This window comes from Bacillus sp. THAF10 (assembly GCF_009363695.1).
In the GTDB taxonomy this organism is placed as follows: Bacteria; Bacillota; Bacilli; order Bacillales; family Bacillaceae_I; genus Sutcliffiella_A.
This window is the reverse complement of sequence record NZ_CP045403.1, coordinates 2,943,397-2,959,406: the sequence shown is the minus strand read 5'-3', so window position 1 is coordinate 2,959,406 and position 16,010 is coordinate 2,943,397. Positions and strand designations below refer to the sequence as shown.

At 41.2% G+C, this 16,010-nt stretch carries 17 protein-coding genes and 1 other annotated feature; of the genes, 14 read left to right on the top strand and 3 right to left on the bottom strand.

Annotated elements, in window-relative coordinates:
• The first annotated feature begins 280 nt into the window (after positions 1–280).
• From thrS to FIU87_RS15410, 6 genes are all read left to right on the top strand, one after another.
• Complete coding sequence (gene thrS, locus FIU87_RS15435; protein WP_152445411.1) at positions 281–2,212, top strand: threonine--tRNA ligase; 1,932 nt, start codon at positions 281–283, stop codon at positions 2,210–2,212.
• A 330-nt stretch (positions 2,213–2,542) separates the two neighbouring features.
• Positions 2,543–2,693: a sequence feature (ribosomal protein L20 leader region), on the top strand.
• 47 nt (positions 2,694–2,740) lie between these two features.
• Entirely contained in the window at positions 2,741–3,259 is a 519-nt protein-coding gene (gene infC / locus FIU87_RS15430; RefSeq protein WP_152445410.1) for a translation initiation factor IF-3, read from the top strand.
• 21 nt (positions 3,260–3,280) lie between these two features.
• Positions 3,281–3,481, top strand: a complete 201-nt coding sequence (gene rpmI / locus FIU87_RS15425) for a 50S ribosomal protein L35 (RefSeq protein ID WP_010195692.1) — start codon at positions 3,281–3,283, stop codon at positions 3,479–3,481.
• Between the two features lie 26 nt (positions 3,482–3,507).
• Positions 3,508–3,867, top strand: coding sequence for a 50S ribosomal protein L20 (gene rplT / locus FIU87_RS15420; protein WP_152445409.1), 360 nt, complete (start codon positions 3,508–3,510; stop codon positions 3,865–3,867).
• Positions 3,868–3,939: 72 nt separating this feature from the next.
• Positions 3,940–4,248, top strand: coding sequence for a DUF1294 domain-containing protein (locus FIU87_RS15415; protein WP_253905438.1), 309 nt, complete (start codon positions 3,940–3,942; stop codon positions 4,246–4,248).
• Between the two features lie 62 nt (positions 4,249–4,310).
• A complete protein-coding gene (locus FIU87_RS15410; RefSeq protein ID WP_152445408.1) occupies positions 4,311–4,898 on the top strand; it encodes a TVP38/TMEM64 family protein in 588 nt (195 codons plus the stop codon).
• Positions 4,899–4,923: 25 nt separating this feature from the next.
• Here FIU87_RS15410 and FIU87_RS15405 read toward each other — a convergent pair whose 3' ends face one another.
• Positions 4,924–5,310, bottom strand: coding sequence for a sigma-w pathway protein ysdB (locus tag FIU87_RS15405; protein WP_152445407.1), 387 nt, complete (start codon positions 5,308–5,310; stop codon positions 4,924–4,926).
• Positions 5,311–5,423: 113 nt separating this feature from the next.
• On the opposite strand from FIU87_RS15405, the gene FIU87_RS15400 reads away from it, so the two are divergent.
• The 3 genes from FIU87_RS15400 (at position 5,424) to FIU87_RS15390 (ending at position 8,294) form a co-directional block, all read left to right on the top strand.
• Positions 5,424–5,912 carry a dUTP diphosphatase gene (locus tag FIU87_RS15400; protein WP_152445406.1) on the top strand — a complete coding sequence of 163 codons (489 nt, stop codon included), beginning with the start codon at positions 5,424–5,426 and terminating at the stop codon, positions 5,910–5,912.
• Positions 5,913–5,982: 70 nt separating this feature from the next.
• Entirely contained in the window at positions 5,983–7,068 is a 1,086-nt protein-coding gene (locus FIU87_RS15395) for a M42 family metallopeptidase (protein WP_152445405.1), read from the top strand.
• A gap of 263 nt (positions 7,069–7,331) precedes the next feature.
• Positions 7,332–8,294: a nuclease-related domain-containing protein gene (locus FIU87_RS15390; RefSeq protein WP_152445404.1), complete on the top strand. Its 963-nt coding sequence runs from the start codon at positions 7,332–7,334 to the stop codon at positions 8,292–8,294.
• Positions 8,295–8,332: 38 nt separating this feature from the next.
• Here the strand turns inward: FIU87_RS15390 and sspI are convergent, their stop codons facing one another.
• On the bottom strand, positions 8,333–8,539 hold the full coding sequence (gene sspI / locus FIU87_RS15385) for a small acid-soluble spore protein SspI (RefSeq protein WP_152445403.1): 207 nt from the start codon (positions 8,537–8,539) through the stop codon (positions 8,333–8,335).
• A gap of 119 nt (positions 8,540–8,658) precedes the next feature.
• Between sspI and FIU87_RS15380 the strand changes: the two genes are divergently transcribed.
• The 3 genes from FIU87_RS15380 (at position 8,659) to pheT (ending at position 13,411) form a co-directional block, all read left to right on the top strand.
• The gene (locus FIU87_RS15380; RefSeq protein ID WP_152445402.1) at positions 8,659–9,411 is read left to right on the top strand and encodes a TrmH family RNA methyltransferase; all 753 of its coding nucleotides are present in this window, start codon (positions 8,659–8,661) and stop codon (positions 9,409–9,411) included.
• A 535-nt stretch (positions 9,412–9,946) separates the two neighbouring features.
• A complete protein-coding gene (gene pheS / locus FIU87_RS15375; protein ID WP_152445401.1) occupies positions 9,947–10,981 on the top strand; it encodes a phenylalanine--tRNA ligase subunit alpha in 1,035 nt (344 codons plus the stop codon).
• Positions 10,982–10,996: 15 nt separating this feature from the next.
• Complete coding sequence (gene pheT, locus FIU87_RS15370; RefSeq protein WP_152445400.1) at positions 10,997–13,411, top strand: phenylalanine--tRNA ligase subunit beta; 2,415 nt, start codon at positions 10,997–10,999, stop codon at positions 13,409–13,411.
• A gap of 661 nt (positions 13,412–14,072) precedes the next feature.
• Here the strand turns inward: pheT and rnhC are convergent.
• Positions 14,073–15,029, bottom strand: a complete 957-nt coding sequence (rnhC, locus tag FIU87_RS15365; RefSeq protein ID WP_152445399.1) for a ribonuclease HIII — start codon at positions 15,027–15,029, stop codon at positions 14,073–14,075.
• An 84-nt stretch (positions 15,030–15,113) separates the two neighbouring features.
• Here rnhC and zapA point away from each other — a divergent pair, with 84 nt between their 5' ends.
• Together zapA and FIU87_RS15355 are read left to right on the top strand one after the other, a co-directional pair.
• Complete coding sequence (zapA, locus tag FIU87_RS15360; protein WP_152446601.1) at positions 15,114–15,392, top strand: cell division protein ZapA; 279 nt, start codon at positions 15,114–15,116, stop codon at positions 15,390–15,392.
• 7 nt (positions 15,393–15,399) lie between these two features.
• The gene (locus FIU87_RS15355; RefSeq protein WP_152445398.1) at positions 15,400–15,942 is read left to right on the top strand and encodes a CvpA family protein; all 543 of its coding nucleotides are present in this window, start codon (positions 15,400–15,402) and stop codon (positions 15,940–15,942) included.
• The last annotated feature ends 68 nt before the right edge of the window (positions 15,943–16,010 follow it).

The window sequence follows — 16,010 nt, the reverse complement described above, 5'->3', positions numbered from 1 at the left end:
GGATATTAAACTCGTCCCTTATTTTGATAAGGTACGGGTTTTTTTATTTTATTTTGGTTTCTTTAATGCTAAAAGCAGATTTTATGAAATTTCTAGCTGTTGATGGTAGCAAAGGTGGAGACTCTTCTTGGTAATGAGGCGAAAGACTGGTGACCTCACAAGCGCAAAGCCTAAGGAGGCTTACAAATCGCCCATCAGGACGCGGAGCCATTTGCGGAAATCAATAGCGTCGTTAAAATGAGCTTTTACATGATAAAATTTTAATGAAGAGGTGACAGGGATGTCGGAATTAATGAAAATCACTTTTCCAGACGGAGCGGTAAAGGAGTTTGAACGCGGTACAACAACAGAAGATATCGCTGCATCTATTAGCCCTGGTCTGAAAAAGAAAGCAATCGCCGGTAAACTAAATGGAGAGCTACTTGACCTCCGTACGCCTATTGAAAACGATGGAGAAATCGGTATTATCGTTCAAGATTCAGAGGAAGCCCTAGGAATTATGCGCCACAGCACTGCGCATTTAATGGCACAAGCAATCAAACGATTGTATGGCAATGTAAAGCTTGGAATCGGACCAGTTATCGAAAATGGATTCTACTATGACATTGACATGGAGGAATCCCTAACGCCTGCTGATCTTCAAAAGATCGAAAAAGAAATGAAGAAGATTGTAAGTGAGAATCTTGATATCGTCCGAGTGGAAGTTTCCAGAGAGGATGCCCTTCGCCGTTACGAGGAAATTGGAGACGAATTAAAGCTCGAGTTAATTCGCGAGCTTCCAGAAGGCCAAACAATCTCCATCTACGAGCAAGGAGAATTTTACGATTTATGCCGTGGAATTCATGTGCCATCAACAGGAAAAATTAAAGAATTCAAGCTTTTAAGTATTGCAGGAGCTTATTGGAGAGGCGACAGCAAAAACAAAATGCTACAGCGTATTTACGGAACTGCCTTTTTCAAAAAAGCAGAGTTGGATGAGCACCTTCGCCTTCTAGAAGAAGCAAAAGAACGTGACCACCGTAAGCTTGGAAAAGAGCTGGATCTGTTCTTCAATTCTCAAAAAGTAGGCCAAGGTCTTCCCCTTTGGTTACCAAAGGGTGCGACAGTCCGTCGTGTCATCGAGCGTTATATCGTCGACAAAGAAGTCGAGCTAGGCTATGACCATGTGTATACTCCAGTAATGGGAAGTGTGGAGCTGTACAAAACTTCCGGTCACTGGGACCACTACCAGGACGGGATGTTCCCACCAATGGAAATGGACAACGAACAATTGGTGCTACGTCCAATGAACTGTCCACATCACATGATGGTCTACAAAAACAGCATCCACAGCTATCGTCAGCTTCCTGTTCGTATTGCCGAGCTTGGCACGATGCACCGCTATGAAATGTCCGGTGCACTTGCAGGACTTCAGCGTGTTCGTGGAATGACGCTAAATGATGCCCACATCTTTGTTCGTCCAGATCAAATTAAAGATGAGTTAAAGCGAGTAGTCAATCTTGTTCTAGAAGTATACAAAGATTTCGGCTTAGACGATTATTCCTTCCGTCTTTCTTATCGCGATCCAGAAAACAAAGAAAAATATTTTGATGATGATGCGATGTGGGAAAAAGCGCAGAGCATGTTAAAAGACGCGATGGATGAGCTTGGCTTAGACTATTACGAAGCAGTAGACGAAGCTGCATTCTACGGGCCGAAGCTTGACGTTCAAGTTCGCACAGCTTTAGGAAAAGACGAAACACTTTCTACTGTTCAGTTAGACTTTTTATTACCAGAGAAATTTGACTTAACGTATGTAGGAGAAGATGGAAAACAACACCGTCCGGTTGTCATCCACCGCGGGGTTGTCTCCACAATGGAGCGTTTTGTAGCCTTCCTTATTGAAGAGTACAAAGGAGCATTCCCAGCGTGGATCGCACCTGTTCAAGTCCAAGTGATCCCTGTTTCACCGGATGCCCACTTTGACTATGCAAAAGAAGTGCAGGATCTCTTAAAATCAAAAGGAATCCGTGTGGAGATGGATGAGCGCAATGAGAAGATTGGCTACAAAATCCGTGAAGCACAAATGCAAAAGATACCGTACATGCTAGTACTTGGGGATAACGAAATCCAGGACCGTGCAGTAAACGTCCGCAAATACGGCGAACAAAAATCAGAAACAATGCCTCTAGAGGACTTTGTGGATGAATTGGTGAAGCTTGTAAAGAAATAAGCATGCGATAAGACTTTGTTAAGTATTGTTGATGATAACAAGTTCCCCAGCTGTTGATTGGAGCAAACTGCGAAGACTCCTGCGGGAATAAGCGCGTCTCGGGAGACCCCGCAGGGCTACAAGCCCGAGGAGGCTCCCGGGACCGCCCCGCGGAAAGCGAAGCAAGTTTGCGGAAATCAACAGCGACATCAAAAGGGTATTTTTAAAAAAGTATTGCGCAAGATCTTTTTATCTGATAGAATTTAAAACGTTGTTTCATTTAGATACGAATCTTGACAATCAATCATCATTAATGATATATTTAACAAGGTCAAAACAGAATACTTGTTTGAGAACAAGAAGAAGCACCCGCTTCTCACCTGATCGACGCGAACGCAGTAACATGCAACAGGCAGTTGGCAGGTTTTACGACAATGATTTTTCTTTTACTATTGTAATCGTAAAGTGTGGGTGTGTTGTGCATCCGCACTTTTTTGTTTGTAAAATTGTTCGTCAAACGGTGTTCGGAATAAACCTTGGAGGTGGCTAATTATTAGCAAGGACATGATGGTAAACGAGGGCATTCGTGCTCGTGAAGTTCGTCTAATCGGTCAAAATGGAGACCAGCTTGGAATTAAGTCAAAAGTAGAAGCGCTTGAGATTGCAACGCGTGCTAACCTTGACTTAGTAATGGTTGCGCCTAATGCGAAGCCTCCTGTATGCCGAATTATGGACTACGGAAAGTTCCGTTTCGAGCAACAGAAGAAAGAAAAAGAAGCGCGCAAAAACCAAAAGGTTATTAGCTTAAAGGAAGTTCGTTTAAGTCCTACTATTGATGAGCATGACTTCAACACGAAGCTTCGCAATGCAATCAAATTCCTTGAAAAAGGAGACAAAGTAAAAGCATCCATCCGATTCAAAGGACGTGCGATTACACATAAAGAAATCGGTCAGCGTGTGCTAGATCGTTTCTCAGCTGCATGTGCAGAAGTATCAACAGTTGAGTCTCATCCAAAAATGGATGGACGCAGCATGTTCTTAATACTGGCACCAAAAAACGAAAAGTAATTCATATGAGGAGGAACTCCAATGCCTAAAATGAAAACTCATCGCGGATCAGCGAAAAGATTCAAGAAAACTGGATCTGGTAGCCTAAAGCGTTCTCACGCATACACAAGTCACTTATTCGCTAACAAGTCCCAAAAGCAAAAGCGTAAATTACGTAAGTCAGCTATGGTCAGCAAAGGTGATTTCAAACGCATCCGTCACATGTTAGACAACTTAAGATAATATTTTTTAATTAGGAGGTATTCATAATGCCAAGAGTTAAAGGCGGAACAGTAACACGCCAACGTCGTAAAAAAGTCATTAAATTAGCTAAAGGTTATTTCGGTTCTAAACACACTTTATATAAAGTAGCAAACCAACAAGTAATGAAATCCTTAATGTACGCTTACCGCGATCGTCGTCAAAAGAAACGCGACTTCCGTAAGCTTTGGATCGCTCGTATCAACGCAGCGGCTCGCATGAACGGACTTTCTTACAGCCGTCTAATGCACGGATTAAAAGTAGCTGGTATCGAAGTTAACCGCAAAATGTTAGCTGAGCTAGCAGTTAGCGATGAAAAAGCATTTGCTGAATTAGCAACTGCTGCTAAAAACAGCTTAAACAAGTAATAGAGAAAGAGGCTATCATTGGGTAGCCTCTTTTTCTATTCCTTGTTTTATTGTAAAATCGTGATAACATAGATGGCAAAAGCCTATGCACATAACGCTCACTTGGAGGATATGATGGAAGTACTAATCGGCTATTATCTTTTTATGAATATACTTGGATTCATCATCATGAAGGCAGACAAACAACGAGCGATAGAGCATCGTTGGAGAGTGCCTGAACTTCATCTTTGGGGAATAGCCATGCTTGGTGGAGCGCTAGGAGAATGGATGGGCATGACAACATATCGCCATAAAACAAAGCATCTCTCGTTTCGTGTTGGTCTTCCTAGCATGACCATTATCCATATTGGCTTATGGGGATATTTTCTGTTTGTCCAATAAGGTAACATAATCCATCGCAGCTAGAATAAAATGAAGTAAATACTGCAAGGGAGGCAAGCTATATGGATGAAAAATTGGAAGTGTTATTTATCGTCATTGAAAACCATTGGCTCCTCGCCTCTCTAGGATTTTTGCTTTTTCATATCCTGAGACAAATTCTGTTCATCCCTGTTATTATCATTTGTATTGCAGGTGGTGCGCTATTTGGAGGCCTCCTTGGAAGTATCTATTCCATCATCGGCCTCACACTATCCAGTTTGTTTTTCTATTGGCTTTATCAGCAATTCCCTAAATTTTTTGCAAGGATTCTCGCAATGAAAGAAAGAGTCTTCGGTAATCGTGCAAACTTCAGTGTTGCACAAATAACAGTTATGCGCCTCATCCCATTTATCCACTTTCACCTTTTATCACTTTGTTTAATTGAAACAACGAAAAGCTTCCCCAAATATGCCAAAGCTTCCTTAATCTGCAATATTCCTCTTGCCATCATCTATACCATTTTCGGCCAGGTTATTACAGAGTTCTCTCCTAAAACGATGATAGTCGTGCTTGTTGTTCTTTTCCTTACCATGCTCATCATGAGGAAAAAAGTAGTGGTGATGAAATGGGAACAGTTTTTTCAAAAAGAAAAGCAATATAAAAGAGGCTGATCCCAGGAGGTGGGAATCAGCCTCTTTAGCTTTCTTTTAGAAATTCCTTAATCGGACTTTTCCAATCAATAATGGCATTGGGATACACTCGTCTTATTTCCTTTTGAATAAACTCAAAATCGTGCTTTTTCAACCCTTGCAGCATTTCTGAATTTTTTGGCCAAATAAATATAGAAATGACCTCAAATGCATTATCCGTTGTACCTAAATACTTTTCTCCTTCAAACATGACGCCTTTATAGGTAACAAGAAAGTTTTTTCTAACGTTATTTTTTTGGTCAAGCATGAAGAAATTCTTCTTTTCATGTGCAAGTTCGAGCTTTCTTTTAGGGTTTAGAAGAAATTTTACAATGGTATAAACGATGAAAATAAAAAGGGCTAATAGTGCAAGACGAATGAGAATCATCAACATGTTTGCTTACTCCTTCGCAAAATAAAAAGTTATATTATAAAATACCTTATGTACGTATAAGCAAACATAAAGGTTTCATTTTTTAGAAAAAAATAATAAAAAAGGCGGTACATATGGATATTTCATTGTTAATGACGTTCCAAAAGGAACTCGATGAGAGAATTGAAACCAAGCATGGACTTGTAAAAGAGGAACTAGTGGAGAAAAAAATTCTAGCTTTACTAGTGGAGCTAGGGGAGCTTGCCAACGAAACTCGTTGCTTTAAATTCTGGAGTGAAAAGCCTCCTGCAGAGCGGAAGGTAATTCTTGAGGAGTATGTAGATGGTGTGCACTTTATTCTCTCGCTCGGAATCACCTTTCAATTTCAGGAAGAGCTTGTTACTGGAATAGCAAGACAGTGTGATTCTCTCTCCGACCAATTTAACCTAATGTATGAACAAATCTCATCCTTTCGAAAAGAACAAACAGAAGAGAATTTTGTCGTCCTATTTGATACCTACCACACGCTAGGAGAAATGCTAGGTTTTCATTGGGAGGAAATTGAGCAAGCTTATCTTGAAAAGAATAAAGTTAACCATCAGCGCCAGCAAGAGGGTTATTAATCCTTTTTACATTAGTGAGACTTTTCTGTATAATAATCTTGGAGTGAAACTATGAAGGGGGCCGAAATAATTGACGAAATTAGATGAAACCTTAACGATGCTCAAGGACCTGACAGATGCAAAAGGGATTCCGGGCAACGAAAAAGAACCACGAGACGTAATGAGAAAATACATAACGCCATATGCGGATGAAGTAATGACAGACGGACTTGGCAGCTTAATCGCCAAAAAAATTGGAAAGGCTGATGGTCCGAAAGTAATGGTTGCCGGTCACCTTGATGAGGTCGGCTTTATGGTAACACATATCGATGACCGTGGCTTCCTGCGCTTCCAAACAGTTGGTGGCTGGTGGAGCCAAGTAATGCTTGCACAGCGCGTAACAATTGTAACTAGTAAAGGCGATGTTACAGGAGTGATTGGCTCAAAGCCTCCTCATATCCTGCCAGCAGAAGCGCGCAAGAAACCAGTAGACATAAAAGACATGTTTATCGACATCGGTGCTTCCAGCCGTGAAGAAGCCCAAGAATGGGGAGTACGCCCAGGGGATCAAGTGGTACCTTACTTTGAATTCACTGTCATGAATAATGAGAAGATGCTTCTCGCTAAAGCTTGGGATAACCGTATTGGTTGTGCGATTGCCATCGATGTATTGAAATACCTAAAAGACGCTGACCTTCCAAACGTAGTTTACGGTGTTGGAACTGTTCAGGAAGAAGTAGGCTTACGTGGAGCCAAGACATCCGCCAATTTGATTCAGCCTGACATCGGCTTTGGTGTGGACGTTGGAATTGCTGGTGATACACCAGGAGTAACCGAAAAAGAAGCACTAAGCAAAATGGGCAAAGGACCACAAATCATTTTATATGATGCTTCCATGGTGTCACATAAAGGACTTCGTGATTTTGTAACAAATGTGGCGGACGAAATGGAAGTTCCATATCAATTCGACTCTGTTGCGGGCGGCGGAACGGACTCCGGTGCGATTCATTTAACTGCACAAGGAGTACCAGCGCTATCCATCACAATCGCAACGCGCTACATTCACTCTCATGCTGCGATGCTACACCGTGACGACTATGAAAATGCGGTGAAGCTGATTGGTGAGGTTATTAAGCGCTTAGACGCGGACACAGTCGCTAAGTTGACGTTTGATTGATTTGAGTTAGGCGGCCGCTCACATTTTTGTGGGCGGTTGTTTGTTAGAATGGAGCAAGTTACCTTGGGGAAAATGGGAGAACTCGATAAAAAGGGGATTGGCATCAACTCGGGGTGTTTTGGCACGAACTCGCCATGTTTTGGCATGAATTTGATGCATTTTGGCACGAACTCACTACATTTCGGCATGAACTTCTAAAAATTCATGATCGCAGTTTCTATATTATGGTAATATTGAACAGAATACACTTTTAGGAGGGAAAAATGATCATAAAACCACTTGAAAAACCGTTAACCATCCGAAAATTAGAAGCTTTACTGAGAAGAATTGATCAAAATCACCCCAAAAGACCGCTAATTGAGCAAGATTTGGCAAAAAGGATGGCAGGATACAAAGGTGAGCTTTCCATGGAGTATCATTTATCATTTTTGGATGAGAACAAATATTTTATCTTTCATTCATTAAGGTTAGAATCAACAAAAAATTATCACTTTCAAATGGACGTCCTCGTCTTAACCTCTAAATACTTCCTCATTTTAGAAATTAAAAATATCATCGGCCAGGTTTCCTTTGAAAAACACTTTGATCAATTTCTACGTACATTGAATGGCATGGAAGAGGGTTTCTACAATCCTCTAGATCAAGTGAAAAAGCAGAAATTAAGATTAGCGGAATTTTTAGAGAACCAAAAAATAAAGCTACCTTCAATCACACCCTTTGTATGCTTCACAAATCCCCAAACAATTATCAGAGCAGATTCCCGCGTTAAAGCCTCACACTCCATCATGCATGCGCACAACCTTTTCTCTAAACTAGAAGAAATAGATCAGAAATTCGATTCCCCCATCTTTACTGAAAAAGAATTATTAAAAATATCACGAAAATTATTAAAGAAGCATTGCGAAGAAGATATCAACATCCTTGAACGTTTTGATATCAAGCCAGATGAGATAATAGAAGGGGTACATTGTCCCAACTGTTTCAACATTTCGATGAAACGAAGAGGTGGATCTTGGGTTTGTAAACACTGTAAACACGAAACTAAAGATGCTCATAAACAAACTTTGGAAGACTACTTATTACTTTTCGGGACAAACATTACGCATCAACAATTAAAAAAATTCCTCGGGTTAGCTTCGGATTCAACAACTTCTAAAATTATTTATTCTTTAAAACTCTCTCATTGCGGCTCAAAATATAAGAGAACCTACTTCCTCCCAAAATAAAAAAACAGCCCCCAAAGGAGCTGCTCTTCCATCCAATACTATTTCAAGCCATCCTCAAGCGTAGAGAGCATTTCGGACTTTTCCTGCTCAGAAGAATTTTCCCAAATCACTTCAAACAACACGCCTAAACCTGGAAGCATCTTTTCTTCGCCTTTATTAATGGCATCTAAGATTGTATCTCTAAGCTGGTCTTGGGAATTTCCTTCCACATTTTGACGAATCGCGTGGCGTAAATTTAAATTCATTCAAATCACCTCGTAGGAAAAATAGTATCATTTGATATCCTGTCCTGCCCTGACTTTAATTATGTAAAAGAAATGCGTATAATAGCAGTATCTAGCGTTGATAAAGGAGAAAGTAACTGTTGAAACATATTGAATCAGTAAAAAATAATAAAGTAAAGCAGTGGAAAAAACTGCACAAGAAAAAAGAACGGGAAAAGAGCGGCACCTTTATAATTGAAGGCTTTCATCTTGTCGAAGAAGCCTTAAAAGTAGACAATCTGGTTGAAGAGATCATCATTTCAGAGGATCGTTCCCTTCCTAAGAATTGGAATCTGCAACACGTCGACTTAACCTATGCAGTTCCTGCTGTGCTAAAGGAATTAAGCGAAACAGAGACACCACAGGGAGTAGTTGCAATCTGCCGCATTCCCACACCACCGGAGCACCCGATTAAAGAAAAAATATTAATGCTTGATAATGTACAAGATCCAGGCAATGTGGGTACCATGATAAGAACGGCAGATGCAGCAGGAATGGATATGGTTATTTTAGGAGAAGGCTGTGCGGACCTTTACAGTGGAAAAGTGATTCGTTCCACACAAGGCTCTATTTTTCATTTGCCAATCATCCAAGGGGCACTTCCCACTTATATAGATGCTTGCAAGCAGCATTCCATACCGATATACGGGACTGCTCTTGAGAATGGTGTTTCCTATCAACAGGTTACCCCGTCACCCTCCTTTGCCTTAATCCTTGGTAATGAAGGAAAAGGAATGACAAAAGAGCACTTGGAAGCAACAGACCAAAACCTTTATATTCCGATCCGTGGTCAAGCTGAATCCTTAAATGTCGGAGTGGCAGCCGGAATATTAATGTATTATTTACACGGATAGAGTTGCAACATCAACATGTTTTCAATATAATATAACAATAGTTACATATGTACAAAACAGTGACAGAGGCAAGTAGCTCATGTTAGACCTTACTAGGGATAAAATGCCGTAGACTGAAAGCATTTTAAAGGAAGACAGAGTGAACATTTCACCTCTTGAGTTGGCACTTGGACCAGCAGATAATACCGCTGTAAAGGTGTACCGGCGAATAGCCGTTATGTTAAATTGAGCGAACAAAAATTCTGTATTTTTGTTAACTAGGGTGGTACCGCGAATATAACTCGTCCCTTCTTTATAGAAGAGGCGAGTTTTTTTATTTGTAAAACCTGTTTTCGCAAACTTCATTGCTCTCGGTACAGTTGAAATCTCCGTAATCCAAGTTGCTGTCGTGTTCTTTTCGTGGAGGGAGATTTAAAGATGTGACAACATCCATTGCTCTTATGATTAGAAAAAGTCCTAATACCGACTTTTTCTTGGGTAATTGGAACATTTTTTAGAAAAGAGCTTTGTAAAAAAAATCAAGGGAGGAATCAACATGGAAGAAAGATTAAAGGAACTTGAAACGCTTGCCATTGAGCAGGTAGAACAAGCACAAGACTTAAAGGCACTTAATGAAGTTCGAGTGGCGTACCTTGGGAAAAAAGGTCCCATCACAGAGATTTTAAAAGGAATGGGGAAGCTTTCAGCAGAAGAGCGCCCGAAAATGGGAGCACTTGCAAACGTCGTTCGTGGCAATGTTGCCGAGAAAATTGAAGCGAAACAAGCTGAGCTTGAAAAAGCGGAAGTAGCGAAGAAGCTTGCATCGGAAACAATCGATGTCACGTTACCTGGCCGTCCCGCTCCAACAGGAAATCCTCACCCGCTTACAAAAGTAATCGAAGAAATTGAGGATCTGTTCCTAGGAATGGGCTACACCATTACAGAGGGACCCGAAGTGGAAACGGACTACTACAACTTCGAAGCACTGAACCTGCCAAAGGATCACCCCGCTCGCGACATGCAGGATTCTTTTTACATTACAGAAGAGGTCCTTTTAAGAACGCAAACTTCCCCTGTTCAAGCAAGAACAATGGAAGCGAATAAAGAAAAAGGACCAATAAAAATTATCTGTCCTGGTAAGGTGTATCGCCGTGACGATGACGATGCGACCCACTCTCACCAGTTCACACAAATTGAGGGACTTGTTATTGACGAAAATATCAGCATGAGCGACCTGAAGGGAACGCTTGAAACATTTGCGAAAAAGATGTTCGGGGAAGATCGTGAAATTCGTCTGCGTCCTAGCTTTTTCCCTTTCACAGAGCCTTCAGTTGAAATTGACGTAACATGTGCAAAATGTGGAGGAAAAGGCTGCAGCATGTGTAAAGGAACTGGCTGGATTGAAATTTTAGGTGCTGGCATGGTGCATCCACGCGTGCTTGAAATGTCTGGTTATGATTCGAAAAAATATCAAGGCTTTGCTTTTGGAATGGGACCTGAGCGTATTGCGATGCTTCGATACGGCATTGACGATATTCGCCATTTCTACACAAACGATCAACGTTTCGTGAAGCAATTCAATCGAGTTTAAGAGGAGGGGAAAAACATGTTAGTATCTTATAATTGGTTAAAAGATTACGTAAATATAGATGATATTTCTGCTGAGGACCTGGCAGAGAAGATTACAAGAAGTGGGATTGAAGTGGAAGGCGTGGAAGTGTTGAACGACGGTATTCAAGGTGTTGTCGTTGGTCACGTTTTAGAAAAAGAACAGCATCCAAATGCGGATAAATTGAACAAGTGTCAGGTGAACCTAGGGAACGGCGAGACTGTGCAAATTGTCTGTGGAGCGAAAAATGTAGACAAAGGCCAGAAAGTAGCAGTTGCTACAGTTGGAGCAGTTCTTCCTGGTAATTTTAAAATAAAGCGTGCAAAGCTTCGCGGAGAAGAATCCAACGGAATGATTTGTTCCTTGCAAGAATTGGGGATTGGTTCAAAGCTTGTAGCCAAAGAATTCTCTGAGGGGATTTTCGTGTTCCCAAGTGATGTCGAAGTTGGGACAGATGCATTAGAATACTTAAACCGTAATGACAAAGTATTAGAGCTTGGACTTACCCCAAACCGTTCGGATGCATTGAGCATGCTAGGTGTGGCGTATGAAGTGGGAGCAATCCTTGGTCGTGACGTAAAATGGCCATCTACTGACTATGTTGCAAACAATGAGAATGCTTCTGATTATATTTCTGTAAATGTAGATGCTCCTGAAGATAATTCCTTATATGTTGCTAAAGTAGTGAAAAACGTAAAAATTGGTCCCTCTCCGCTATGGATGCAAGCTCGTTTGATGGCAGCGGGAATTCGCCCTCATAATAACGTGGTCGACATTACGAATTACATTTTATTAGAATATGGTCAGCCATTACATGCGTTTGATTATGATCGTCTTGGCAGCAAGGAAATCCTTGTTCGTCGTGCTCGTAAGGATGAAAAGATTACAACGCTCGATGATGCAGAACGCACGTTAACAGAAGATCACCTAGTTATAACAAATGGAGAGGAACCTGTGGCACTAGCTGGTGTAATGGGGGGAGCAAATTCAGAGGTTCAATCTGACACAACAACCATCCTGCTTGAGTCTGCATACTTCAATGGCGTGACTGTTAGAAAGGCTTCGAAAGACCATGGTCTTCGTAGTGAAGCAAGTGCACGCTATGAAAAGGGCATCGATCCTAATCGGACACGTGAAGCAGCAGAAAGAGCGGTTGCTCTTATGGAAGAATATGCTGGTGGTGAAGTGGTAAGCGGTTCTGTAGAAGTGAATACCTTGAAAGTAGAAGCTGCGGTAGTTACTACTACTGTTGAAAAAATTAATAGCGTACTTGGGACTTCTATCACTGCTGAGGAAGTAAAAGAGATTTTCACGAAGCTGAAATTTGATGTGTCAGAAGACAATGGTCGCTTTACAGTAACAGTACCAACTCGTCGTGGAGATATCACGATTGAAGAGGATCTTGTAGAGGAAGTAGCGCGTTTGTTCGGATACGACAACATTCCAACAACCTTACCAGTAAGTGCAGCAACTCCTGGGGTATTAACACCGTATCAAGCAATGCGCCGTAAAGTTCGCCGTTACCTTGAGGGGGCAGGGTTGATTCAAAACATTACGTACTCGTTGACAAGTGAAGAGCGTGCGAAGCAATTTGCCCTTGAGGATGGTAAAGCGATTCGCCTTGCAATGCCGATGAGTGAAGAAAGAAGTACCTTGCGGTTAAGCCTTGTACCACATCTTTTAGAAGCACTTCAACACAATATCGCTCGTTCCTTGCAAGCGAATGCTGTATATGAAATTGGTTCTGTTTTCATTGGAAAAGACGATGCTGTACTGCCGGAAGAAAAAGAACGTCTCGCTGGTGCCTTAACAGGTGTATGGCAACAACAACCATGGCAAGGTGAGAAGAAAACAGTCGACTTCTTTGTGGCGAAAGGAATTTTGGAAGGAATGTTCTCGATGCTAGGTGTGAGTGATGCTATTTCTTACACTCGTTCCGAAAAAGACGGCTTACATCCAGGTCGTACAGCCGAGATTTTGCTGAACGGAGAGAGCGTTGGTTTCATCGGCCAGCTTCACCCAGAGAAATTAAATGAACTGGACCTGCCGGAAACATACGTTTTCGAGCTTTCCTTAACCGCTCTACTTGGAGAAAGTGTGGGCGAAATTCAATACGAAGCAATTCCACGCTTCCCATCCATCAGCCGTGACATTGCACTTGTCGTAGATCGCAGTGTAGCTGCCGGAGAATTACAAGCAGTCATTAAAGCAACAGGTGGCTCGCTACTTAAGGAAGTTCAGGTATTTGACGTATATGAAGGAGACAAAATCGACACTTCCAAAAAATCCGTTGCTTTTGCCCTTCGTTACTATCACCCAGAGCATACCTTAACAGACGAAGAAGTAACAAAGGTTCACAACAAAGTCCTAAAAGCAGTCGAAGAAAAATTCGCAGCTGTATTAAGAAGCTAACTGACACTAAACAGGATTCCGAAACTGGGAATCCTGTTTTTTTATGTTAAGGCTGCGTTAAAGAATGTTGATAATGAGTAGTTTCTAGCTGTTGATTGTAGCAAAGGCGGAGACTCCCGCGGGAATGAAGCGAAAGACTTGCGACCCCACAGGCGAAGCCGAGGAGGCTCCAGCACCGCCCCGCAGGACGCGGAGCCATTTGCGGAAATCAACACCGTCGTTTAACAGAGCTAATGTTAAAAGAAAAAATAGGAAAATGGAAGGATTTATACGAACAAGTGTTCTGTTTTTGTGCGGAAATGGTATAATGAAGTGGACAGTATAAAAGGAACGGGTGGTGCGGTGAATCCCTGTGGAGAACGGGGGTGACCGTATGGGTGATATGCAGCTTTTTCTGACAACAGGACTCTTCCTCTTTGCGTTTGTAAATTTGGTAATTGTGTTAATAAAGGAAATGACAAAAAAATAACCCACCCGTGACTTCTAATTCGCTGTTAGGCAGTCGGGTGAGTTACTAGTACGTTCGACTCCACAGTAGCCGTGCTTCTGCGGAACTTATACTGTTAAAGTCAAAGTGCGCCAACACTTTGGCTTTTTCCTAATGTGTATAAACGAATTATAGCATAAGCCATGGCTGTTTTACGAAAGTTTTTCTGTTTCCTTACGACATTACGAGTTTTTTAGCCTTTTGTGTATTGGCAAAGTGTACTTTTGCTACCTGATTTAAAAAGGACTCGCCATGTGTCTTGATTAATTTGGCTGCTACTTGATCCACTTTAGGACCTGCCCCTTTTGGAATCACTATGCCGGCAATTTCTCCAAGCTTGTCCATTTCCTTTAAGAAGGAATACCTTGCAATGATGGATGCTGCTGCTACTGATAGATGTAGTCCCTCTGCTTTTGTATGAAAATACACATTCTCACGCACAATCTTTTTTTGTTGTGCGATATGGCGATAATAAATTCCCGATTCTGCGAATTGATCAATTAAGATCGCATCAGGCTTTTCCGGTCCAATTTTATCCAAAACATGCTGCAGTGCTTTGTTATGTAAAAGTGCCTTTATCTTTCCTTGTGACATTCCACTTTGTTGTAGCTCATTATATTTTTCATTATGCAAAACAAGCAAGCTGTATGGAACATGTGGAAGGATGGCTTTTGCAATTCGGATAATCTTTTCATCTGTTAACGCTTTGGAGTCCTGAACACCAAGCTCCTTTAATCGTCCCATCTGTTCTTTCTTCACATATGCCGCGCAAACCGTGATTGGACCAAAATAATCACCAGTACCGACTTCATCAGATCCAATGACCGATAAATGGGCAAAGCCATCTGGCAATGAGGATGCTTTCTTGTTTCCAGAAGAAGTGACAACCGCCGCTTTTTTAGAAGCTGAAGGTGGGGTGCTTCCACCGAAGCTTTTCCAAATCTCTGCTTCTTGTTCGGCTCCCTTTCCTTGAAATAAGACTTTTCCAGACTTATAAGCCGTAATCGTGCATTGCATCGATTTTGCAGAAAAAACAGCCCCTGGAGGCAATTTATCTACCATACCCTCTTCATAAAAGCTTTTCATTTTGTTTAAAATATCACTAGAAACCTCAAGGACCTGATTTGACAAAACATTCACTCCTACTACAAAATTTTACAATTTTCCATGTTTCTTTTCCACTTTATCACGTTTCATGGTATTATTAAGATTAGGATTTTAGGAAATGGGGGCATCCGCGTGTCAGAGCATAAAACTCGCACAACTGTCGACATATATGGACAACAGTACTCAATTGTTGGTACAGAAAGTATCAGTCACATTCGACTTGTTGCTTCCATTGTCGATGAAAAAATGAGAGAAATCAATTCTAAAAATTCCAATCTGGACATCAGCAAACTGGCAGTCCTCACTGCAGTTAATGTTGTACATGATTATATCAAATTAAAAGATGAATACGATACATTACAAAGAGATTTAAACAAAAAGGGTTGAATGTAGAATGCTAGACATCATCATCATTGGTTTATTTATATTAGGGTTAATTGTTGGAATCCGTCGTGGGTTCATTATGCAAATTGTTCATTTATCTGGGTTTATAGCAGCATTTGTTGTTGCCTATCTTTTCTATGCAGATCTTGCCCCGAAATTAAAGCTATGGGTACCGATGCCAAGCTTTGGAGATGCAGAGACCTCCATGTTTTTTGAAACGATAAGCCTCGATACAGCCTACTACAGAGCAATAGCATTTGCGATTTTGTTCTTTGGAACAAGAATTGCTGCGCAAATTATAGGCTCCATGCTTGATTTCCTTTCCCATTTACCAATTTTAAAGCAAATGAACAGTTGGGCAGGGGCATTGCTTGGCTTTGTGGAAGTATACCTCATTGTGTTTGTCTTTTTGTATATCAGTGCATTAGTACCGTTAGAAATTGTCCAAACACATATAAGCGACTCTTCTATGGCCAAAGGTATCGTAGAAAACACGCCGATATTCTCTGAAAGATTACGAGAATTATGGACAGGCTATATGGCAAGAGGATAAAGAATTGAGGATCACATTCTTCTGGAATGGTGATCCTTTTTTTGTCCTACCCCCATATTGTACATTTA